22 protein-coding genes are annotated in these 19,462 nt (G+C 65.1%); 17 read left to right on the top strand and 5 right to left on the bottom strand.

Going from position 1 to position 19,462, the window contains the following annotated elements; translation table 11 throughout:
• Positions 1–41: 41 nt before the first annotated feature.
• From rpsM to N2605_RS20785, 6 genes are all read left to right on the top strand, one after another.
• Complete coding sequence (gene rpsM, locus N2605_RS20810; RefSeq protein ID WP_008549231.1) at positions 42–410, top strand: 30S ribosomal protein S13; 369 nt, start codon at positions 42–44, stop codon at positions 408–410.
• A gap of 131 nt (positions 411–541) precedes the next feature.
• Complete coding sequence (rpsK, locus tag N2605_RS20805) at positions 542–931, top strand: 30S ribosomal protein S11 (protein WP_007603045.1); 390 nt, start codon at positions 542–544, stop codon at positions 929–931.
• Positions 932–1,045: 114 nt separating this feature from the next.
• Positions 1,046–2,077, top strand: coding sequence for a DNA-directed RNA polymerase subunit alpha (locus N2605_RS20800; RefSeq protein WP_036011050.1), 1,032 nt, complete (start codon positions 1,046–1,048; stop codon positions 2,075–2,077).
• Between the two features lie 148 nt (positions 2,078–2,225).
• On the top strand, positions 2,226–2,642 hold the full coding sequence (rplQ, locus tag N2605_RS20795; protein WP_025036979.1) for a 50S ribosomal protein L17: 417 nt from the start codon (positions 2,226–2,228) through the stop codon (positions 2,640–2,642).
• Between the two features lie 189 nt (positions 2,643–2,831).
• Entirely contained in the window at positions 2,832–3,620 is a 789-nt protein-coding gene (locus N2605_RS20790) for an SDR family NAD(P)-dependent oxidoreductase (RefSeq protein WP_260342528.1), read from the top strand.
• A 10-nt stretch (positions 3,621–3,630) separates the two neighbouring features.
• Positions 3,631–3,927: a DUF1330 domain-containing protein gene (locus N2605_RS20785; RefSeq protein ID WP_057029639.1), complete on the top strand. Its 297-nt coding sequence runs from the start codon at positions 3,631–3,633 to the stop codon at positions 3,925–3,927.
• Between the two features lie 94 nt (positions 3,928–4,021).
• On the opposite strand, the gene N2605_RS20780 is transcribed toward N2605_RS20785, so the two are convergent.
• Complete coding sequence (locus tag N2605_RS20780; protein WP_225113224.1) at positions 4,022–5,035, bottom strand: zinc-binding alcohol dehydrogenase family protein; 1,014 nt, start codon at positions 5,033–5,035, stop codon at positions 4,022–4,024.
• A gap of 123 nt (positions 5,036–5,158) precedes the next feature.
• Here N2605_RS20780 and N2605_RS20775 point away from each other — a divergent pair, with 123 nt between their 5' ends.
• Positions 5,159–5,533: a winged helix-turn-helix transcriptional regulator gene (locus N2605_RS20775; protein WP_036011060.1), complete on the top strand. Its 375-nt coding sequence runs from the start codon at positions 5,159–5,161 to the stop codon at positions 5,531–5,533.
• 121 nt (positions 5,534–5,654) lie between these two features.
• On the opposite strand, the gene N2605_RS20770 is transcribed toward N2605_RS20775, so the two are convergent.
• Positions 5,655–7,268: an OprO/OprP family phosphate-selective porin gene (locus tag N2605_RS20770; protein ID WP_225185621.1), complete on the bottom strand. Its 1,614-nt coding sequence runs from the start codon at positions 7,266–7,268 to the stop codon at positions 5,655–5,657.
• Positions 7,269–7,580: 312 nt separating this feature from the next.
• Between N2605_RS20770 and N2605_RS20765 the strand changes: the two genes are divergently transcribed.
• The 9 genes from N2605_RS20765 (at position 7,581) to blaOXA (ending at position 15,931) form a co-directional block, all read left to right on the top strand.
• On the top strand, positions 7,581–8,987 hold the full coding sequence (locus N2605_RS20765; RefSeq protein ID WP_036011123.1) for a DegQ family serine endoprotease: 1,407 nt from the start codon (positions 7,581–7,583) through the stop codon (positions 8,985–8,987).
• A complete protein-coding gene (locus N2605_RS20760; protein WP_260342524.1) occupies positions 8,984–10,318 on the top strand; it encodes a replication-associated recombination protein A in 1,335 nt (444 codons plus the stop codon). Before N2605_RS20765 ends, N2605_RS20760 begins: the two co-directional genes overlap by 4 nt.
• A gap of 66 nt (positions 10,319–10,384) precedes the next feature.
• On the top strand, positions 10,385–10,702 hold the full coding sequence (locus tag N2605_RS20755; protein WP_057029643.1) for a HigA family addiction module antitoxin: 318 nt from the start codon (positions 10,385–10,387) through the stop codon (positions 10,700–10,702).
• Positions 10,699–11,913 carry an RluA family pseudouridine synthase gene (locus N2605_RS20750; RefSeq protein WP_225151420.1) on the top strand — a complete coding sequence of 405 codons (1,215 nt, stop codon included), beginning with the start codon at positions 10,699–10,701 and terminating at the stop codon, positions 11,911–11,913. Before N2605_RS20755 ends, N2605_RS20750 begins: the two co-directional genes overlap by 4 nt.
• Positions 11,914–11,996: 83 nt before the next feature.
• Positions 11,997–12,254, top strand: a complete 258-nt coding sequence (locus tag N2605_RS20745; protein WP_311735310.1) for a hypothetical protein — start codon at positions 11,997–11,999, stop codon at positions 12,252–12,254.
• Positions 12,255–12,328: 74 nt separating this feature from the next.
• The gene (locus N2605_RS20740) at positions 12,329–13,120 is read left to right on the top strand and encodes an ATP12 family chaperone protein (protein ID WP_260342519.1); all 792 of its coding nucleotides are present in this window, start codon (positions 12,329–12,331) and stop codon (positions 13,118–13,120) included.
• Positions 13,121–13,176: 56 nt separating this feature from the next.
• On the top strand, positions 13,177–14,778 hold the full coding sequence (gene fliK, locus N2605_RS20735) for a flagellar hook-length control protein FliK (RefSeq protein ID WP_260342508.1): 1,602 nt from the start codon (positions 13,177–13,179) through the stop codon (positions 14,776–14,778).
• Positions 14,775–15,038, top strand: coding sequence for an EscU/YscU/HrcU family type III secretion system export apparatus switch protein (locus N2605_RS20730; protein WP_036027569.1), 264 nt, complete (start codon positions 14,775–14,777; stop codon positions 15,036–15,038). The genes fliK and N2605_RS20730 overlap by 4 nt, the downstream gene beginning before the upstream one ends.
• 74 nt (positions 15,039–15,112) lie before the next feature.
• Entirely contained in the window at positions 15,113–15,931 is an 819-nt protein-coding gene (blaOXA, locus tag N2605_RS20725; protein WP_260342506.1) for a class D beta-lactamase, read from the top strand.
• A 48-nt stretch (positions 15,932–15,979) separates the two neighbouring features.
• Here the strand turns inward: blaOXA and N2605_RS20720 are convergent, their stop codons facing one another.
• The 3 genes from N2605_RS20720 to N2605_RS20710 form a co-directional block, all read right to left on the bottom strand.
• Positions 15,980–16,417: a DUF1330 domain-containing protein gene (locus N2605_RS20720; RefSeq protein ID WP_036027565.1), complete on the bottom strand. Its 438-nt coding sequence runs from the start codon at positions 16,415–16,417 to the stop codon at positions 15,980–15,982.
• A 191-nt stretch (positions 16,418–16,608) separates the two neighbouring features.
• Positions 16,609–17,199 (bottom strand): hypothetical protein, encoded by a 591-nt coding sequence (locus N2605_RS20715; RefSeq protein ID WP_036027564.1) that lies wholly within the window; start codon positions 17,197–17,199, stop codon positions 16,609–16,611.
• 149 nt (positions 17,200–17,348) lie between these two features.
• The gene (locus N2605_RS20710; RefSeq protein ID WP_036027562.1) at positions 17,349–17,753 is read right to left on the bottom strand and encodes a DUF4260 domain-containing protein; all 405 of its coding nucleotides are present in this window, start codon (positions 17,751–17,753) and stop codon (positions 17,349–17,351) included.
• A gap of 140 nt (positions 17,754–17,893) precedes the next feature.
• Here N2605_RS20710 and N2605_RS20705 point away from each other — a divergent pair, with 140 nt between their 5' ends.
• Positions 17,894–19,426: an acyl-CoA carboxylase subunit beta gene (locus tag N2605_RS20705; protein ID WP_128264731.1), complete on the top strand. Its 1,533-nt coding sequence runs from the start codon at positions 17,894–17,896 to the stop codon at positions 19,424–19,426.
• Positions 19,427–19,462 lie beyond the last annotated feature (36 nt).

Raw genomic sequence — 19,462 nt, 5'->3', positions numbered from 1 at the left:
GCCCGAGCCCTGACGAGGGATCGGCAACAGGAGAGAAGGCCGTGGCCCGTATTGCCGGCGTGAACATTCCCACCAACAAGCGCGTGCTGATCGCGCTCCAGTACATCCATGGCATCGGCCAGAAGATCGCTGGTGAGATCCTCGAGAAGGTGAAGATCCCCGTGGATCGTCGCGTCAATCAGCTCAGCGACGCCGAAGTGCTCCAGATCCGCGAAGTGATCGACCGCGACTATCTCGTCGAGGGCGACCTGCGTCGCGAGGTCGGCATCAACATCAAGCGTCTGATGGACCTCGGCTGCTATCGCGGCCTGCGTCATCGTCGCGGTCTGCCGGTGCGCGGTCAGCGGACCCACACCAATGCGCGCACGCGCAAGGGCCCGGCCAAGGCCATCGCCGGCAAGAAGAAGTAAACTGGCGAATTGGACGTGGCGAGTGGCGAGTAGGGGGCTTCCCTATTCGCCACTCGCTACTCGCTATTCGCTTCCATAGGTGTAGCCGCTGGCATTACGGCGGCGTTTGAGATCTTCAGGAAAGGGACTCAATGGGCAAGGAAGCCACCCGCGTTCGTCGTCGTGAGCGCAAGAACATCGCCTCCGGCGTCGCGCATGTGAACTCGTCGTTCAACAACACGACCATCACCATCACCGACGCGCAGGGCAATACGATCGCCTGGTCCTCGGCCGGCACGATGGGCTTCAAGGGCTCGCGCAAGTCGACCCCGTATGCCGCGCAGGTTGCCGCCGAGGACGTATCCAAGAAGGCGCAGGAGCACGGCATGCGCACGCTGGAAGTCGAGGTCGCCGGTCCCGGTTCGGGCCGCGAATCGGCGCTCCGCGCGCTCCAGGCTGCCGGCTTCACCGTCACCTCGATCCGCGACGTGACCACGATCCCGCACAACGGCTGCCGTCCCCGCAAGCGTCGGCGCGTTTGATTTTGACGAGCTGCGGGCGCGTCGGCGCCCGCGGCGACTTTGCAAGAAGCCGCGGGAATGATCTGCGGCCTTTCTCCAACGCCAGTATTTGCACCGTCAAATTGACTGGCCTGTATGGGTGAAACAGTGACGATCCAGAAAAATTGGCAAGAACTGATTCGGCCGAACAAGCTCCAGGTCACGCCCGGCAGCGATTCCTCGCGTTTCGCGACCATCGTCGCCGAGCCGCTCGAGCGTGGCTTCGGCCAGACCCTCGGCAATGCGCTGCGCCGCATCCTGCTCTCCTCGCTCCAGGGCGCGGCGGTGCAGTCGGTGCACATCGACGGCGTGCTGCACGAGTTCTCCTCGATCGCGGGCGTCCGTGAGGACGTCACCGACATCGTGCTCAACATCAAGGACATCTCGATCAAGATGCAGGGCGAGGGCCCCAAGCGCATGGTCGTGAAGAAGCAGGGCCCGGGTGTCGTCACCGCGGGCGACATTCAGACGGTCGGCGATGTGGTCGTGCTCAACCCCGATCTGCAGATCTGCACGCTCGACGAGGGCGCCGAGATCCGCATGGAGTTCACGGTCTCGACCGGCAAGGGCTACGTGCCCGCCGAGCGCAACCGTCCCGAGGATGCGCCGATCGGCCTGATCCCGGTCGACAGCCTGTACTCGCCGGTCCGCAAGGTCTCCTACAAGGTCGAGAACACCCGCGAGGGCCAGATCCTCGACTACGACAAGCTGACCATGACGATCGAGACCAACGGCGCGATCACGCCGGATGACTCGGTGGCCTACGCCGCCCGCATCCTGCAGGATCAGCTCAACGTGTTCGTCAACTTCGAAGAGCCGCGCAAGGAAGTCGCCCAGGAGATCATCCCGGACCTCGCCTTCAACCCGGCCTTCCTCAAGAAGGTGGACGAGCTCGAGCTGTCGGTGCGTTCGGCCAACTGCCTGAAGAACGACAACATCGTCTACATCGGCGACCTCGTGCAGAAGAGCGAGGCGGAAATGCTCCGCACCCCGAACTTCGGCCGCAAGTCGCTGAACGAGATCAAGGAAGTGCTGGCCCAGATGGGTCTGCACCTCGGCATGGAAGTGCCGGGCTGGCCGCCGGAGAACATCGACGAGCTCGCCAAGCGCTTCGAGGATCATTACTGAGCGAATGGCGAGTAGGGAGTGGCGAGTAGGGGAAGAAGATCTATTCGCTACTCACCATTCGCCACTCGCAGCCTAGGGCGAACGCAGGAAGCCCACCTGAAAACCAGTCGCTGAACCACCGCGACACAATCGAAGAAGGACTACACACATGCGTCACGGCAAGGTTCATCGGAAGCTCAACCGCACGGCCGAGCACCGCAAGGCGATGTTCGCCAACATGGCGGCCGCGCTGATCAAGCACGAGCAGATCGTCACCACGCTGCCCAAGGCCAAGGAGCTTCGCCCGATCGTCGAGAAGCTCGTCACCCTCGGCAAGAAGGGCGGCCTGTCGCTGCGCCGTCAGGCCATCTCCGAGCTGCGCGACGTCGACATGGTCAAGAAGCTATTCGACACGCTGGCGACCCGCTACAAGGACCGCCAGGGCGGCTACACCCGCATCATCAAGGCCGGCTTCCGCTACGGCGACAACGCCGCGATGGCCGTGATCGAGTTCGTCGATCGCGACGTCGACGCCAAGGGCCAGGATTCCGGCCCGGTGCAGGAGAAGGAAGCCGAGGCGGCGTAAAGCCCGATCGGCATGACGTTTCAAGAGCGGCGCCTTTGGCGCCGCTTTTTTGTTGGAACGGTCGGGTGGACAAAGGCGCTCTCTTGGCGCGCCGTGCCCCCCATTCACGCTCCTCACGCGTCGGTGAGCCCCGATTGCAGCTAAGGGAGCCGCTTCCGATATCTCCATCCGCATCCATGGAGATATCGCATGAAGATCGACCTTTCCGGAAAAACCGCCCTCGTCACCGGCTCGACCGCCGGCATCGGCCACGCCATCGCCAGGGGGCTCGCCGGCTCCGGCGCCAGCGTCGTGATCAACGGCCGCGGCCAGGACAAGGTCGATGCGGCGGTGCGCAGGCTGGAAGGGACGGGCGCCAAGGTCCGCGGCATCGCGGCCGACGTCTCGACCGCGGCAGGCTGCAAGGCACTCGTTGCGGCGCTGCCCGAGGTCGACATCCTCATCAACAATGCCGGCATCTTCGAGCCCAAGGATTTCTTCGACATCCCCGACGAGGACTGGAGCCGATTCTTCGAGGTGAATGTGATGAGCGGCGTGCGCCTGTCGCGCGCCTACATGAAGGGCATGCTCGCGCGCAACTGGGGCCGCATCGTCTTCATCTCCTCGGAATCCGGGCTCAACATTCCCGTCGAGATGATCCACTACGGCATGACCAAGACGGCCCAGCTTTCGGTCGCGCGCGGCCTGGCGCAGCTCACCGCTGGCACCGGCGTCACCGTCAATTCCGTGCTGCCGGGCCCGACCATGTCGGAAGGCGTCGAGACGTTCGTCAAGGATCTCGCGAAGCAGAACGGCCAGTCCGTGGATGAAGCCGCCGCCAACTTCGTCAAGCAGCATCGCCCGAGCTCGCTGCTGCAGCGCTTCGCCAGCGTCGACGAGATCGCCAATATGGTGGTCTATGTCGCCTCGAAGGAGGCATCCGCCACCAACGGCGCAGCGCTGCGCGCCGAGGGCGGCATCGTCAACACCATCGCCTGAGGCGAGGCGCATGGCGGCCTATGTGATCTCCGAGGTCGAGGTGCGCGACCCCGAGGACTTCAAAACCTATCGCGCACTTGCCGCCAGGACGGTCGCGCAGTACGGCGGGCGCTATCTCGTCCGCGGCGGCAAGGCCGAGCTTGCCGAAGGCAATTTGCCGCCGAAGGCCATTATCATCGTCGAATTCGCGTCGATGGCGCGGCTGAAGGAATGGTACGCCTCGCCGGAATATGCCGAAGCGCTCAAGTTGCGGCAGACGGCGCTGGAGCGGCGGCTGTTGTTCGTTGAAGGGACACCGGTGCCGTAGGGTGGGCAAAGCGAAGCGTGCCACCATTGTCGCGACTAGAGAGAGATGGTGGGCACTGCGCAAGCGCGCCTTGCCCACCCGACGAAGCCTTAGCCTACCACCCCTCCAGCACGATCTTGCCTCGCGACTTGCCGCTCTCGAGCAGCGTGTGCGCGCGCTTCAGGTTGGCTGCGTTGATCGTGCCGAAGGTCTGGTCGAGTGTGGTGCGCAACACGCCCTTGTCGATGAGGTCGGCGACATCATTGAGCAGATGATGCTGCGCGATCATGTCAGGCGTCTGGAACGAGGAGCGCGTGAACATCGATTCCCAATGCACCGAGATTGCCTTGCCCTTGAATGCGGCAATCGTGAACTCCGGGGGATCGTCGATCAGGCCGAACTTGCCCTGTGGTGCCATGAATTCCGCGATCGCCTTGTAGTGCTGGTCGGTAAAGGTGAGGCTGGCCACCAGCGCAACCGGCGGCAGCTTCAATTTCTCGATCTGCTCCTTCATCGGCTTGCCATGGTCGATCACCGCATGCGCGCCGAGATCGAGGCACCATTTCTGCGACTCCGGCCGTGTCGCGGTGGCGAGCACCGTCAGCCCGGTGAGGCGGCGGGCGAGCTGGATCAGGATCGAGCCGACGCCGCCGGCGCCGCCGGTGATCAACAGCGTGCGCGGATCGACGCTCTTGCCCGGCACCGCACCGAGCCGGTCGAACAGCAGCTCCCAGGCGGTGATCGAGGTGAGGGGAAGAGCGGCGGCTTGGGCGAACGACAGGCTCTTCGGTTTGGCGCCGACGATGCGCTCGTCGACCAGATGGAATTCGGCGTTGGTGCCCTGGCGCAGGATCGAGCCCGCGTAGAACACCTCGTCCCCTGGCTTGAACAGCGTGACCTCAGACCCGACCGCATCGACCACGCCGGCCGCGTCGTAGCCGAGGATTTTCGTCTCGCCCTCGGGCGGGGCGGCGCGCTTGCGCACTTTGTAGTCGACCGGATTGGCCGAGATCGCTTTCACCGCGACGCGGATGTCGCGCCCTTTGGGGTCGGGTTTAGCGGTCTCGAAATCGAACAGTGATTCCGCGTCCTCGATCGGAAGCGATTTCTTGTAGCCGACGGCTTTCATGGCGTGTCTCCATCAGATGGCTTTGTTCGCCCGCTGCCCTAACTGTCGCTCTAGCTCCGATTTGGCAAGTACTGTAAATTTGGGGATATAGTCCCTGTTTGGATACTATTGGGAAAAAGCCGCATGAAACGCCGTAACTTCGCCCGCCGTCCAGGCTGCTCGGTCGAGGCGACGCTGGACCTGATCGACGGCAAGTGGAAGGGCGTGATCCTCTACCACCTGCAGAGCGGCACCCAGCGCTTCGGCGAATTGCGCCGCCGGATGCCTGGCATCACCCAGCGCATGCTGACGAAGCAGCTGCGCGCGCTGGAGGAAGACCGGCTCGTCATCCGCAAGGTCTATGCCGAGGTGCCGCCGCGCGTGGAGTATTGCCTGTCCGAGCTGGGCGAGAGCCTGAGGCCCGTGATCGACATCCTGAAGGCCTGGGGCGAGAGCCACCAGGAGCGGTTGTCCTGCGCGCCGCCGCCCGTGGTCGTCAAGAAGAAGCGCGCGGCGTGATCGTTCGGGAGCGGACGCTGCCGCTCCCGAACGAGCGCGTTCTAAAGCGCGATCGCGCTTTAGGTTTTTGTTTGAGCATGATCTTTTCGGAAAACCGCTTCACACTTTTCCGGATCATGCTCTAGAACGCGAACTGCGTGCGCATCGCGACCGCGTCGAACTTCGAGCCGACGTCGGCGGTCGAGATCGGCGAGGCCTGTCGCGACACCGTGCCGTGCAGATAATCGAGCATGAAGCGCACGTTGCCGTTGACGTACCAGTTGAGCGCGAGCGTATAGACGGTCTGCCGGCCGCCTGCGACGCCGCTCGCGGTCGCGAGCTGATCGTTGAGGTCGATCGTCGAGAACCGTCCTGCGATCTCCCACGCGCCCCAGCCGCCGCCGTCGAGCGAGAACGGATGTGCCGGCTTGACGCCACTATAGGCCGCGTTCGCCGCATTGTAGGAGCGGCCTTCGCCGGTCAGCACATAGCCGGCCTGCGCGTAGCCGCCTTGGAATTTCAGGCTCGGTGCACCCGTCAGCGGCACGGCGGTGTTGGCGGTGCGATCGACATTGTACCAGAAATACTCGCCCTGGACGATGAACGGACCGTAGGTCGCCGCCGCCTCGACGCTGTAGACCTGCGCGCCCGAGGCATTGGCGATAGCGCCGGTCGAGATCAGCGTGGTCGGGTCGAGCCGCAATTCCGGACGATCGCTGAGCGTGACCGTCTGGGTGTTGGCGATCAGATTGCGCGGCGGTTGGATCAGCCATTGCGCATTGGCGCCGATATGCACCGAGTAGTCCTTGGTGCTGATCGGATTGCCGGCTACGCGCGCCACGGCACCATATTGCTCGCTGGTGCCGGGCGGCGCCGCGCTCGAGGCGGAATGGATCGCACCGGTCGTCGGCCCCGTGACATAGCCGCCGATCCAGAGCTGGTCGTTGAACCAGCGCGCACCGGCTGCGGAACGGAAGTCACCGGCAGCGATGTTGGTCGCGATCACGCCGGGCGAGGCGCGCTCCATGAACATGATGTCGTTGGAGCTCGTGGCTTCATCCATGGTGTAGGGCAGGTCCATGATGCCGGCCTCGATCGCCATCTTGCCGCCGAACGGCTTCAGGCCGGTATAACTGATATAGGCGTTCTCGACGCCGGAGACGCCGCCGCCGGGCAGCGATCCCGGCGCGGCGCCGCCAAATCCGTCGGACGAGCCGCCGAAATCGTAGACCAGTGCGAAATTCCAATCGTGGAAGAACTTGCCGGTGACACCGATGCGCGCGCGGCGGACGTTCTGGCCGCTATCGAGCTTTTGCGGCACGGTGGCCGCGGTGTTGGGACGATAGTCATAGCCGCCGACATCCCAATGCAGGCGGCTGGTGATGGCGACGCAGTTGGCTTGGTCGGCGGTGCAGATCGTCGGCCGGTTGTTCGGCATCGTCACGACGACGCCGGACGCCGGCGCCGGCCCCTTGACGGGGATTGCCGCGTTGGCATTGGCCACCGCGGCCTTTGCCTCCGCGCGCGCCTCGGCCTTTGCCTCTGCCTTGGCCTCGACTTTCGCCTTTGCTGTGGCCGCCGTGTTCGCCGCGGTCTGGCTCTGCAGCTTGTCGAGCTTCTGCTCGAGCATCTTCAACTGCTGCTTCAACAGCGCGATCTCCTGCTCGCTGCTGCTTGCCGACTGGGCCTGGGCCTGCGAGGCCGCCAGCGCGCCGGCGAGACCAATCGCGGTGGCCGCAATTCTTGTTCTGCTCACGTTACGCTCCATCATCTGACTGTTTTCCCCAAGTCGCGAACGGAGAGCCTAGGTGTGATCGATGACTGCCCCGCGACGCTGCGAGCGGTTGCGTGGGTTCCCACTGATGCAAATTCGCCGCAACCGAATCCGCCTCACACCACCATGCAAGATGACGCACATCATGCCAATCCGCCGCCGGGCAAATGGCCGATTCGCACGGCACCCTTGCATGCCGGACACGGCTGCGAAGGGACCGAATATTGCCCGCCGGCGGCCTTCTATTGGGAGGCGAACGCGCCTATATTCCGGCGTCTTTTCCAAGAGGTAGGAATGTTTCGAGCGACCTGGACTGCCGCCCTTACGGCGCTGTGCGTAGCCTTTTCGGCCACCTTCAATCCGACTGCTGCGCAGGACCGTCGGGTCCCGTCGTCGCCGGCCGAGCTGCGGATGTCCTATGCGCCGATCGTGCAGCGGGTGCAGCCGGCGGTCGTCAACGTCTATGCCGCCAAGGTGGTGCAGAACCGCAATCCGCTACTGGACGATCCGATCTTCCGCCGCTTCTTCGGCGTGCCGGGCCAGCAGCCCGAGCAGATGCAGCGCTCGCTCGGCTCCGGCGTCATCGTCGATGCCTCCGGCCTCGTCGTCACCAACGTCCACGTCATCGAGGGCGCCGACCAGGTGAAGGTGTCGCTGTCGGACAAGCGCGAGTTCGAGGCCGAGATCCTGCTCAAGGATTCCCGGACCGATCTCGCCGTGCTGCGCCTGAAGGACAGCAAGGAGAAGTTCCCGACGCTGGACTTCACCAATTCCGATGAGCTCTTGGTCGGCGACGTCGTGCTCGCGATCGGCAATCCGTTCGGCGTCGGCCAGACCGTGACCCAGGGTATCATTTCGGCGCTGGCGCGCACGCAAGTGGGCATCACCGACTATCAGTTCTTCATTCAGACCGATGCGGCGATCAACCCGGGCAATTCCGGCGGCGCGCTGGTCGACATGGGTGGCAAGCTCGCCGGCATCAATACCGCGATCTATTCGCGCTCCGGCGGCTCGCAAGGCATCGGCTTTGCGATTCCCGCCAACATGGTGCGCGTCGTCGTCGCCTCCGCCAAGAGCGGCGGCAAGGCGGTGAAGCGGCCCTGGTTAGGAGCAAAATTGCAGGCGGTGACGCCCGACATCGCCGAGAGCCTCGGCTTGCGCTCGCCGACCGGTGCGCTGGTCGCGAGCGTGGTGTCGAACGGTCCGGCGGCGAAAGCCGGCCTGAAATCCTCCGACCTCATCACCGGGATCGACGGCCAGATCGTGGATGATCCCAACGCCTTCGACTATCGCTTCGCAACCCGTCCGCTCGGCGGCACCGCGCAGCTCGACGTGCAGCGCGGCGGCAAGTCGGTGAAGCTCACGGTAGCGCTGGAGACCGCGCCCGACACCGGGCGCAACGAGCTCGTCGTCACCGCGCGTTCGCCGTTCCAGGGCGCGAAGGTTTCGACCATCACGCCGGCCGTCGCCGATGAGCTGCGTCTGGATGCCGACACCGAAGGCGTCGTGATCACCGATATCGGCGGCGATACCGCGGCTGCGAGTGTCGGCTTCCAGAAGGGCGACATCATCCTGGCCGTCAACAATCAGAAGATCAGCAAGACCGGCGACCTCGAGAAGGCTGCAGGTGAACGGGCACGGATCTGGCGCATCACGCTGGTGCGTGGTGGCCAGCAGATCAACGTCACGCTGGGCGGATGAGTCCGAAGCGACCAACGGAGACACCGACTCTCTTTGCTGCGGCGGGGCTCGATCACGATGCTCCGCATCCGCTGCCGGACCGGCTGCGCCCGCGTGCGCTGTCGGAGGTCGTCGGCCAGGATCACATCCTCGGCCCCGATGGTGCGCTGACGCGCATGCTGGAAACGCGCACGCTCGGCTCGCTGGTGTTCTGGGGCCCGCCCGGCACCGGCAAGACCACGGTGGCGCGGCTCCTGGCTGACGCGACGGATCTGCATTTTGAGCAGATCTCCGCGGTGTTCTCTGGCGTCGCCGACCTCAAGAAAGCGTTCGATGCCGCGCGCGCCCGTCGCGAGATGGGCAAGGGCACGCTGCTGTTCGTCGATGAGGTGCACAGATTCAACCGCGCCCAGCAGGACTCCTTTCTGCCGGTGATGGAAGACGGCACTGTCGTCATGGTCGGCGCCACCACCGAGAACCCGTCCTTTGAGCTCAATGCGGCGTTGCTCTCGCGTGCGCGCGTGCTGGTGTTTCGCTCGCTCGATGCCGCCGCGATCGATAAGCTGTTCGTGCATGCCGAAGCCGTCGAGGGCAGGAAGCTGCCACTCGATGCGGAGGCGCGCGCGGTGCTGGTGCGCATGGCCGACGGCGATGGCCGTGCGTCGTTGACGCTCGCCGAAGAAGTCTGGCGTTCGGCGCGGGCGGACGAGATTTTCAATGCCGCGCAGCTGCAGGAGATCCTGCAGCGCCGCGCGCCGATCTACGACAAATCGGCCGACGGCCACTACAATCTCATCTCGGCGCTGCATAAATCGGTGCGCGGCTCCGATCCCGATGCCGCGCTGTATTACCTCGCGCGCATGCTGGACGCTGGCGAGGACCCGCTGTTCCTGGCCCGCCGCGTCGTGCGCATGGCGGTCGAGGACATCGGGCTGGCCGATCCGCAGGCGCTCGTCATCGCCAATGCCGCCAAGGACGCCTTCGACTTCCTCGGCCATCCCGAGGGCGAGCTCGCCATCGCCCAGGCCGTGGTCTATCTCGCCACCGCGCCGAAATCGAACGCGGTCTACACCGCCTTCGGCACCGCGATGCAGGTCGCCAAGCAGGCCGGCTCGCTGCTGCCGCCAAAGCACATCCTCAATTCCCCGACCAAGCTGATGAAGTCCGAAGGCTACGGCTCCGGCTACGCATACGACCATGATGCGCCGGACGCCTTCTCCGGCCAGGACTACTTCCCGGAGGCCCTGGGCCGCCAGACCTTCTACGACCCGCCCGAGCGCGGTTTTGAACGCGAGATCAGGAAGCGGCTGGATTACTGGGCCAAGCTGCGCAAGGAGCGGGGCGGGACTTAGGGCTACAGGGCGTATATTTACGGTTTACGTAACGCGTAAATCTTGCTACTCGCCGGGGAAACTCCCATGGCTCATACACCAACACATCCCGGTGAGCATCTCGCCGAAGAACTGCGCGAACTCGGCATTTCGGCCGCAGAGCTGTCGCGTCAGATCGACGTACCTGTGAATCGCATCACCGGCATCATCAACGGGCAGCGCGGCATCACCGCCGACACGGCGTTGCGCCTGGGTCACTGGTTCGGCACCAGCCCGCAATTCTGGATGAACCTGCAACAGCAATATGAGCTGCGGCTGGCGGAGAAGGAGGTGGGCGCGCAGGTTGCGTCGCTGCCCCGCCGCGCCAATGCGCAGTCGACGCGAAAGCTTGGAAAAACCGCATGAGTCGCCGCATCAAGAGAATGAACCCAAAGCCGCGTTCGCGTGACGAGCGCGACGACTCGCGGGCGCATCAGGCGCGTAGCGCGAAGAAGGCCGGGCCGCGTCCGGGCGGCAAGCCCGGCGGGAAGCCGCCGCGCTTTGTCGGCGATCGCGCCGAGCGGCGTCCGCCAAAAGCAGTCCAGGAGAGGCCTGCGCCTGCAAAGTCCATCGAGGCGCTGCTGCCGACCAAGGTGCAAACCGTCACGGTCACGGCCGACGAGAACAACATGCGCGTTGACCGTTTCCTGGAAGCGCGCTTTCCCGGCCTGTCGTTCTCCCACATCCAGCGCGTCGTGCGCAAAGGCGAGCTGCGTGTCGACGGCAAGCGCGTCGACAGCAAAGACCGGCTGGAGGAGGGACAGAGCGTCCGCATCCCGCCGCTCAAGCTCGATGCGCCTAAGGTCGTCGGCGAGCTCTCGGAGGCCGCGCAGAAGACGCTGAAGGCGCTGAAGGAGATGACGATCTGGGAGGACGACGACGTCCTCGTCCTGAACAAGCCGGCCGGCCTTGCCGTGCAGGGCGGCTCGGGCATGACGCGGCACATCGATCAGATGCTGGAGGTGATGCGTGATGCCAAGGGCCAGAAGCCGCGTCTCGTCCACCGTATCGATCGCGAGACCTCAGGGTGTCTGCTGATCGCCAAGACGCGCTTTGCCGCCTCGCATCTGACCGGTGCATTCCGCTCGCGCTCGGCACGAAAGGTCTATTGGGCCCTGGTGCCGGGCCTGCCGAAGCCGAAGCAGGGGCGCATCTCGACCTTCCTTGCGAAGGAGGAGGGCGAGGACGACACCATCATGCGCATCGCCCAGCATGGCGATGAGGGCGCCAGCCACGCGGTGACGTACTACGCCGTGGTCGAGACCGCCGGTAACAAGCTGACCTGGGTGTCGCTGAAGCCGGTGACGGGCCGCACCCACCAGCTGCGCGCCCACATGGCCCATATCGGCCATCCCATCGTCGGCGATCCCAAATATTTCAACATCGAGAACTGGCAGCTGCCCGGCGGCTTGCAGAACCGGCTGCATCTGCTCGCACGCCGGATCGTCATCCCGCATCCGCGCGGCGGCGTGATCGACGCCACCGCGCCGTTGCCGCCGCACATGCAGCAGTCGTGGAACCTGCTGGGTCTGGACGCAACCAGATTTGATCCGATCGAGAACGCGCCTGAAGAATAGTGAGGTTGAATAGGGGCGCCTGGCGCACGACATGTTCCTCCATGAGACGATTGTCGATCTGCTTTGCGCTCTTGGCTACTCTGTTGGTAGAGCCGGCCGCCCGCGCGCAATATGTCTCGCCGGACGCCGCGCGGCTCGCTCCACCGCTGCCTGCGCCGCCACCGCCGCCGAAGATCGAGGTGCCCAAGGTTCCGCAATTTGACGCGCCGCCGCGCTACAATTACCAGCCGCTCCCGCGCAATTCGTTCAGCGATCGCGTCACGAAATGTCTTCACGACGGCGCAGCCGCAGGACTGGGGCCGGCCGATCGCGGCACGTACGCGCGCATGTGTGCGAACTAGCAGCACTCCTGGTCCTACTGGCGAGGTCGTGACGACACTGGTAATTCGACTGACGACAGGAACAAAAAAACGACATGCGCGAATTGTTCGAAGAAGCTGCGGGGCAGCCCCCGCCTGATCCCCGGGAATCGGCGCGCGCGTCCGCGCGCACGCCGCTGCGCAAGCGCTTCTACAAGGAGGCCGGCGTCGTCGACGCCGAGGGCGGCTTCGCCATCACTCTCGACGGCAAGCCGATCCGTACGCCCTCCGGCCGCCAATTGGTGATCCCGACGCGCGCGCTCGCAGATAGTGTCGCCGCAGAATGGTCCGCCCAAGGCGAGGCGATCGATCCCGTGACCATGCCGTTGACGCGCATCGCCAACAGCGTGGTCGAGGGCGTTATCGATCGCGTCGAGCTCGTCAGCGACGACCTCGCCAAATATTTCGAGTCTGACCTGCTGTTCTATCGTGCCGGCCATCCTGAGGGACTGGTCGCCCGGGAGGCCGCGCATTGGGATCCTGTGCTGTCCTGGGCGGCGCAGACGCTGGGTGCGCATTTCATCCTGTCCGAAGGCGTCATGCACGTGAAGCAGCCGGAGGAGGCGGTGAAGGCCGCACGGGCCGCGCTGCCCGGCGATCCCTGGTCGGTCGCCGCGCTCCACATGGTGACCACCCTGACCGGATCGGCGCTGCTCGCGCTGGCGCTGGACCAGGACGTGCGCGATGCCGACCAGGTCTGGGCCGCCGCCCATGTCGACGAGGACTGGAACGTCGAGCAATGGGGCTTGGACGAGGAGGCGGCCGCCCGCCGCGCCGCCCGCCTGAAGGATTTCCAGGCCGCTGCGACGGTTCTGGCGGCGGTGAAGCCGCCGGCCGTGCCAGGTTAACGAGAGGTTTACGAGGCAGCGGTTACGGTAGCCAGCATTCCCCTAGGGCTGCCGAGATGCCGACGCCGGTCACCCCCATCGCTCCCGTCAACGCTGCCAGCCGCCCGGCTGATGCGGCGACGCCGGATCTCGTGCTGCAAGCCGGCAGTGTCGTCGATGCCAGGGTGGTCAGCGTGCTCGCCGACAATCTGGTGCGGATCGCGATCGCTAACCTCTCGATGGACGTGATGTCGGAGGTGGCGTTGACGCCGGGGCAGAATCTCCAGCTCGCGGTCTCGCAGAGCAACGGCACCATTCGCCTCGCGGTCATGGGTGGGGCAGGCGAGGCGGCGGGAGATCAGGTCACGCTGACGCCGCGCGCGGCCTCGCTGGTGGACAGCCCGCCGCTGGCGCCGTCGGTGGCCACGGCACGGAACACCCTCACTCCGTCCGAGCAGGTCGCCGTTCAGACGGCCTCTGCCGACGCCGCGACCAAACAGGGCAGCCAGGCAGCGCTGTTCGCCAACCTGGCCTCCGTCGTGACGAACAGCAAACTGCCCGCAGGGCTGAAGCAGGCGGTGCTCGATGTGCTGGCGCAGCAGACGCCGCTCAACACCGCCCTCGACGGCGGCGATATCGAATCCGCGTTCCAGAAGTCAGGGCTGTTTCTCGAGGCGTCATTGGCCGCAGGCACAACGCCGTCCTCCGGCACGATCCCGGACTTGAAGGCCGCTCTGCTGGTGTTGCGCCAGACCCTGGCATCGACCTCCGGCGCGCCGCAAGCAACTGCGCCAGGTGTGGCGCTGCCGGCGAGTGCTGCGGCAACGACGCAGACCGCAGCCTCCGCGCTGGCGGGCGAAACGGCCCAAGCGGCGTTGCCGGAACTCGCCCAACCGGCGCAAGCGTCGCGCGGTGCGCTCGCTGTCGCCGTGCTGGCCCATGCGGCGGGGAACAATCCGCAAGCCTTGGTGTCGCGCACCATGTCCGGGGGCCTTGCCGCGAGGCTGCTGCAGGAGGTCACGGAAAACCTGCCGCGCCTGACCGGCAACGTGCCGGGCTCCAACAAGTCCGTGCCGGACGCCCATATCTTCGAGGCGGCCGCACACCCGACACCTCCACCGGTCCGCGGTGCGCTGCCGGCGCCTCAGTCCATCGCCGCGCCGTCGCTCGCACCGGATACGCCGCTGGCTGCGACCGTGCATCGTCTGCTCGATGACACCGATGCCGCGATCGCGCGGCAGACGCTGTTGCAAATTGCCTCGCTTCCCGATCGCACCGACGCCAGCGGCCACCGCATCGATCCGGCCGTGCCGCAGTGGAATTTCGAGATTCCGTTCGCGACCCCGCAAGGTACCGCGATGGCGCAGTTCGAGATCTCGCGCGACGGCGGCAATGAGTCGGACGATCCCGCCAAGCGCGCCTGGCGCGCGCGCTTCTCGCTCGATGTCGAGCCGGCCGGACCCGTGCATGCGCTGATCACGCTGAACGGCGACAAGACCTTCGTTCGGATGTGGGCGGAGCGGCCGGTCACGGCGCAGCAGCTCCGCGCCGGCATCGGTGAGCTCAGCCAGGCATTGACGAAGGCCGAGCTCAAGCCCGGCGATATCGTGGTCCGCGACGGCACGCCGCCGGCTCCGGCGCCCGCTCGCGCCGGCCACTTCCTGGATCGCGCCACATGAGCAATCCCTCCAAGCTCGCGATCGCGCTGCATTACGAGAAGGGATCTGGCGCGCCCGTCGTCGTCGCCAAGGGCAAGGGCACGATCGGCGAGAAGATCGTCGAGATCGCCAAGGCCCACGACATTCCGATCGAGGAGAACGAGGTTCTGGCCGGCGCGCTGTCGAAGGTCGAGCTCGGCGACGAGATCCCGCCAGATCTCTACAAGGCCGTCGCCGAGGTGCTGGTGTTCGTGCTGCGGCTGTCGGGCCGGGGGCGGTAAACACAACCTGTCATCGTTTCAACACTTAGCGGCTGCATGGTCGCGCTGGTTTTCGCTGCTCACGGATATCGCTTTTGCTGACCCGCCGTTCCACCCTCGGCCTCCTCGCCGCAACCGCGATCCTGCCTCGACGCGCGCGCGCCCATGTCGCGCCGCCGCGCAATGAAATCCGCGACGCTCTTGCAAAGCGCTTCACCGACCTCGGCACGTCGGGCACCTTCGTCGGCTACAAGGTCGAGGACTATCTGATCGTCGCCAGCGACAAGGAGCGCTCGGGCGAGGGCAAGTTGCCGGCCTCGACCTTCAAGATTCCCAACTCGCTGATTGCGCTCGAGGCCGGTGTCGTCACTGACCCCGACAAGGACGTGTTTGCCTGGGACGGCGTCAAGCGGCCGATCGAGACCTGGAACAAGGATCACACGCTGCGCAGCGCGATTCTCGTGAGCGCGGTGCCGGTCTATCAGGAGATCGCGCGCCGCATCGGCGAGGTGCGTATGCAGCAATATGTCGACGCGTTCGACTATGGCAATCGCGACATCGGCGGCGGCATCGACCAGTTCTGGCTCACCGGGGCCTTGCGCATCGATCCGGTCGAGCAAGTCGATTTCGTCGACCGGCTGCGCCGCCGCGCGCTGCCGATCTCGAAGCGCAGCCAGGATCTCGTCGCCGACATCCTGCCGGCGACCAAGGTCGGCGACGCCGTCATCCGCGCCAAATCTGGTCTCCTGGGCGCCGAGCGCGGCGAGCCGTCGCTCGGCTGGATGGTCGGCTGGGCCGAGAAGGGCGAGGCACATACCGTGTTCGCGCTCAACATGGATTGCAAAGAGCCACGGCACATCGAGGCTCGCATGACGCTGACGCAAGCCTGCCTTGCCGAGATCGGCGCGATCTAGCGCGACCGTGTGGTTGATGGAGAAGCAACCCGATCCCATACGGTCAGCTTAAGCGCGCGGTTGCAGATCAGCCGGCACCTGAACCTCGGTCGTCGCAATCAGGCGCCAATCGGCGAGCGCGGCCAAACGGTGGGGCTCGGCCTCACGCCGGTAATCGGAGCTCAAGACGATCGCTCGAAAGGTCGCGAAGTCAGGGTAACGGACGATTGCGGCGTCGTGCCAGGCTTCGCCTTGCGCGGCCACCAGCAGAGCTCCGACAGATCCAAGCCAAGTTGGCCTGACCCCTTGCGGAGTCGCGATCTTGCGAAATGCGGGGACATAGCGCGTAAAATAGGCTTCGCGGCCGCAACAGGCCGGAAGCTCGGACTTGTCCCGGTACAAGGCCTCATTCCGATAACGGAGAAGATTGATCATGAAGATAGGTTGATCTCCGGGCAGGCTCGAGCCTGCCATCGCGAGTGATGCATTATCGATATCGACGAACATTGTTCTCTCCGGTCGTGGGTTCTTGCTGCGCTGATATCGCTTTCGAACGCCCGGCCTTGTAGTGGTTTCGGTGTCACCGCTATGATGACGTCATGGCAACACCACGCAGCCATCGGCAACTCCTCGGCAATTCTGAGCGCCAACCCGGCGGTCCAGCTCGAGCTGAAAGTCGACGATTTCGGGGACGGAGTTCAGGCGTTGTCGGGTTTTGCCGTGAGCGCCCGGTCAATCGCAAAGCCGCCGATCTCGCTCATGGCCTGCGAGATCGGATCGCCGCGCCGGGCAAAGCCGCTGGAGAGATAATCGAACTGCGTCCGCGCCAGCCGCAGCACCTCGATCGGCACCGAGACCGCGGTTTCGTTGAAGCTGTCGACGGAGGCGCGCAAGCTGTCCAGCTCCGTCGTGAGCTTGCCAATATGCTGCTCGGCATGCTGCATCAGCGCGAGCAGCTTGCCGCGCTCGGCATCGAAGGCGGCGCGCTCGGCTGCGGTCGCGGCGGTGAGCTCGGCGAGCTGTGCCCGCAGCGCCGCGATCTGGCCGACCATGGCGTCGGAGGCGAGTTCGGCGGACTCGCGCAGCTCGGCGTTCCGCGTGCTCTCTTCCTGCGCCTGATGATAGAGCCGCTCGGCCGACATCGCCCGCTGGCCGAGCTGTTCGATCATGCTGGCTGCGCGCAGCAGCATCTCGCCGTTCCGCCCCGACACCATGCCGGCCATGCGGCGCAGGAAGTCGATCGTTTCGGACGCTGGGTTCGGCGGCAAGGGGACGACCGTCGCGGACATCTCGGTGATGCCAGTAGGTAGACGCTGGAGCCAGGGCAGATGATCACCGCCGTACCGACTGGGCTCACGCAACATTCGGCGCCTGATCTGACTCGGAGCAAGCCTGAATCGGTCGGCCCGGTCAACCTGCCGGGCTGCCAAATGTGAGGTCAGGAATCCTTCTGCCGCCCAATCCGCCCCAGGTGGGTGAAGCCGAACCCGGCGGAATATTTCAGGCCGTAGCCGAGCGCCCGGTCGATGCCGATATGGGCAAGCCAGATCAAGGCGATGGAGAGGATGAGGGGCGAGGCGAGGGCGAAGCCCAGCGTCAGCAGCGCCACCGGCACCAAGTAGCTGTGGGCGGCGTTGTAGACCATCGCGCCGAACCTGGCGTCGGACAGGTAGGCCAGGAAGCTCAGATCGGGTACGAAGAACAGCAGCGCAAACACCAGCCACGACCCGTCCCAGGCCGCATAGAGCGTCACCATCCCTGCAAACAGGGTGAGGCCCTCCAGCCGCAGCAGGATGTTGACGCCGCCTGTCGCAGCGCCCGTCTCGGCCGTTCCTTCGCTCACGCTCGCCTCCTGGGCAAAACTTTGTAATTCCTTGCGCTTTCCCGCTGCGGCAGGGCAGCCCTGCGACGGCGAAAGCGGCTTTCCGGGCCGCAAAATGCCGTGTTAGAACCCGCCCATCACTTAAGAACTGGCGGGAGCAAATGAAACACATCCTGGACGCCCTTGAAGATCGTCGTGCCGGCGCAAAGCTCGGCGGCGGGGAGAAGCGCATCGAGGCGCAGCACGCCCGCGGCAAGCTGACGGCCCGCGAGCGCATCGAGCTTCTGCTCGACAAGGGATCGTTCGAGGAGTTCGACATGTTCGTCGAGCACCGCTCCACCGAGTTCGGCATGGAGAAGAGCAAGGTGCCGGGCGACGGCGTCGTCACCGGCTGGGGCACCGTCAACGGCCGCAAGACTTTTGTGTTTGCCAAAGACTTCACGGTGTTCGGCGGCTCACTCTCGGAAACGCATGCGCTGAAGATCACGAAGCTCCAGGACATGGCGATGAAGGCGAGGGCGCCCATCATCGGCCTCTATGACGCCGGCGGCGCCCGCATCCAGGAAGGCGTCGCCGCGCTCGCCGGCTATTCCTACGTCTTCCGCCGCAACGTGCTTGCCTCGGGCGTGATCCCGCAGATCTCCGTCATCATGGGCCCCTGCGCCGGCGGCGACGTCTATTCGCCTGCGATGACCGACTTCATCTTCATGGTGAAGAACACCAGCTACATGTTCGTCACCGGCCCGGACGTCGTGAAGACCGTGACCAACGAGGTCGTCACCGCCGAAGAGCTCGGCGGCGCCTCGGTGCACGCCACGCGCTCCTCAATCGCCGACGGCGCCTTCGAGAACGACGTCGAGACCCTCTTGCAGATGCGTCGCCTGATCGACTTCCTGCCCTCCAACAACACCGACGGCGTGCCGGAATGGCCGAGCTTCGATGACATCGAGAGGGTCGACATGTCGCTCGACACGCTGATCCCCGACAATCCGAACAAGCCCTATGACATGAAGGAGCTGATCCTGAAGGTCGTGGACGAGGGCGACTTCTTCGAGATCGCCGAAGCCTTCGCCAAGAACATCGTCACCGGCTTTGGTCGCATTGCCGGGCGCACGGTCGGCTTCGTCGCCAACCAGCCGATGGTGCTGGCCGGCGTGCTCGACAGCGACGCATCGCGCAAGGCGGCACGCTTCGTCCGCTTCTGCGACGCCTTCAACATCCCGATCGTCACCTTCGTCGACGTGCCGGGCTTCCTGCCCGGCACCGCGCAGGAATATGGCGGCCTGATCAAGCACGGCGCGAAGCTCCTGTTCGCCTATTCGCAGTGCACCGTGCCGCTCGTCACCATCATCACCCGCAAGGCCTATGGCGGCGCCTTCGACGTCATGGCCTCCAAGGAGATCGGCGCCGACATGAACTACGCCTGGCCGACCGCCCAGATCGCCGTGATGGGCGCCAAGGGCGCGGTCGAGATCATCTTCCGCAGCGATATCGGCGACCCCGACAAGATCGCCGCCCGGACCAAGGAATACGAGGACCGCTTCCTGTCGCCGTTCATCGCCGCCGAGCGCGGCTATATCGACGACGTCATCATGCCGCACTCGACAAGAAAGCGCATCGCGCGGGCGCTGGCGATGCTGAAGGACAAGAAGACGGAAATGCCGGCGAAGAAGCACGACAATTTGCCGTTGTAATAGGAGGTAGCCCGGATGAGCGCAGCGAAATCCGGC

It is taken from the genome of Bradyrhizobium yuanmingense (assembly GCF_025200905.1).
In the GTDB taxonomy this organism is placed as follows: Bacteria; Pseudomonadota; Alphaproteobacteria; order Rhizobiales; family Xanthobacteraceae; genus Bradyrhizobium; species Bradyrhizobium yuanmingense.
The sequence above is the reverse complement of the archived record's forward strand: the minus strand, read 5'-3'. Positions and strand labels throughout refer to the sequence as shown.

What these genes read in the sequence shown, in the direction of transcription:
- N2605_RS20720 (WP_036027565.1), bottom strand. Translation starts at nt 16,417, where the DNA reads ATGTTCGTCGATATCGATAATGCATCACTCGCGATGGCAGGCTCGAGC.
- N2605_RS20780 (WP_225113224.1), bottom strand. Translation starts at nt 5,035, where the DNA reads ATGAAAGCCGTCGGCTACAAGAAATCGCTTCCGATCGAGGACGCGGAA.
- rplQ (WP_025036979.1), top strand. Translation starts at nt 2,226, where the DNA reads ATGCGTCACGGCAAGGTTCATCGGAAGCTCAACCGCACGGCCGAGCAC.
- N2605_RS20765 (WP_036011123.1), top strand. Translation starts at nt 7,581, where the DNA reads ATGTTTCGAGCGACCTGGACTGCCGCCCTTACGGCGCTGTGCGTAGCC.
- N2605_RS20730 (WP_036027569.1), top strand. Translation starts at nt 14,775, where the DNA reads ATGAGCAATCCCTCCAAGCTCGCGATCGCGCTGCATTACGAGAAGGGA.
- N2605_RS20760 (WP_260342524.1), top strand. Translation starts at nt 8,984, where the DNA reads ATGAGTCCGAAGCGACCAACGGAGACACCGACTCTCTTTGCTGCGGCG.
- N2605_RS20800 (WP_036011050.1), top strand. Translation starts at nt 1,046, where the DNA reads ATGGGTGAAACAGTGACGATCCAGAAAAATTGGCAAGAACTGATTCGG.
- N2605_RS20705 (WP_128264731.1), top strand. Translation starts at nt 17,894, where the DNA reads ATGAAACACATCCTGGACGCCCTTGAAGATCGTCGTGCCGGCGCAAAG.
- N2605_RS20740 (WP_260342519.1), top strand. Translation starts at nt 12,329, where the DNA reads ATGCGCGAATTGTTCGAAGAAGCTGCGGGGCAGCCCCCGCCTGATCCC.
- N2605_RS20755 (WP_057029643.1), top strand. Translation starts at nt 10,385, where the DNA reads ATGGCTCATACACCAACACATCCCGGTGAGCATCTCGCCGAAGAACTG.
- N2605_RS20715 (WP_036027564.1), bottom strand. Translation starts at nt 17,199, where the DNA reads ATGTCCGCGACGGTCGTCCCCTTGCCGCCGAACCCAGCGTCCGAAACG.
- N2605_RS20750 (WP_225151420.1), top strand. Translation starts at nt 10,699, where the DNA reads ATGAGTCGCCGCATCAAGAGAATGAACCCAAAGCCGCGTTCGCGTGAC.
- fliK (WP_260342508.1), top strand. Translation starts at nt 13,177, where the DNA reads ATGCCGACGCCGGTCACCCCCATCGCTCCCGTCAACGCTGCCAGCCGC.
- N2605_RS20785 (WP_057029639.1), top strand. Translation starts at nt 3,631, where the DNA reads ATGGCGGCCTATGTGATCTCCGAGGTCGAGGTGCGCGACCCCGAGGAC.
- N2605_RS20790 (WP_260342528.1), top strand. Translation starts at nt 2,832, where the DNA reads ATGAAGATCGACCTTTCCGGAAAAACCGCCCTCGTCACCGGCTCGACC.
- rpsK (WP_007603045.1), top strand. Translation starts at nt 542, where the DNA reads ATGGGCAAGGAAGCCACCCGCGTTCGTCGTCGTGAGCGCAAGAACATC.
- N2605_RS20775 (WP_036011060.1), top strand. Translation starts at nt 5,159, where the DNA reads ATGAAACGCCGTAACTTCGCCCGCCGTCCAGGCTGCTCGGTCGAGGCG.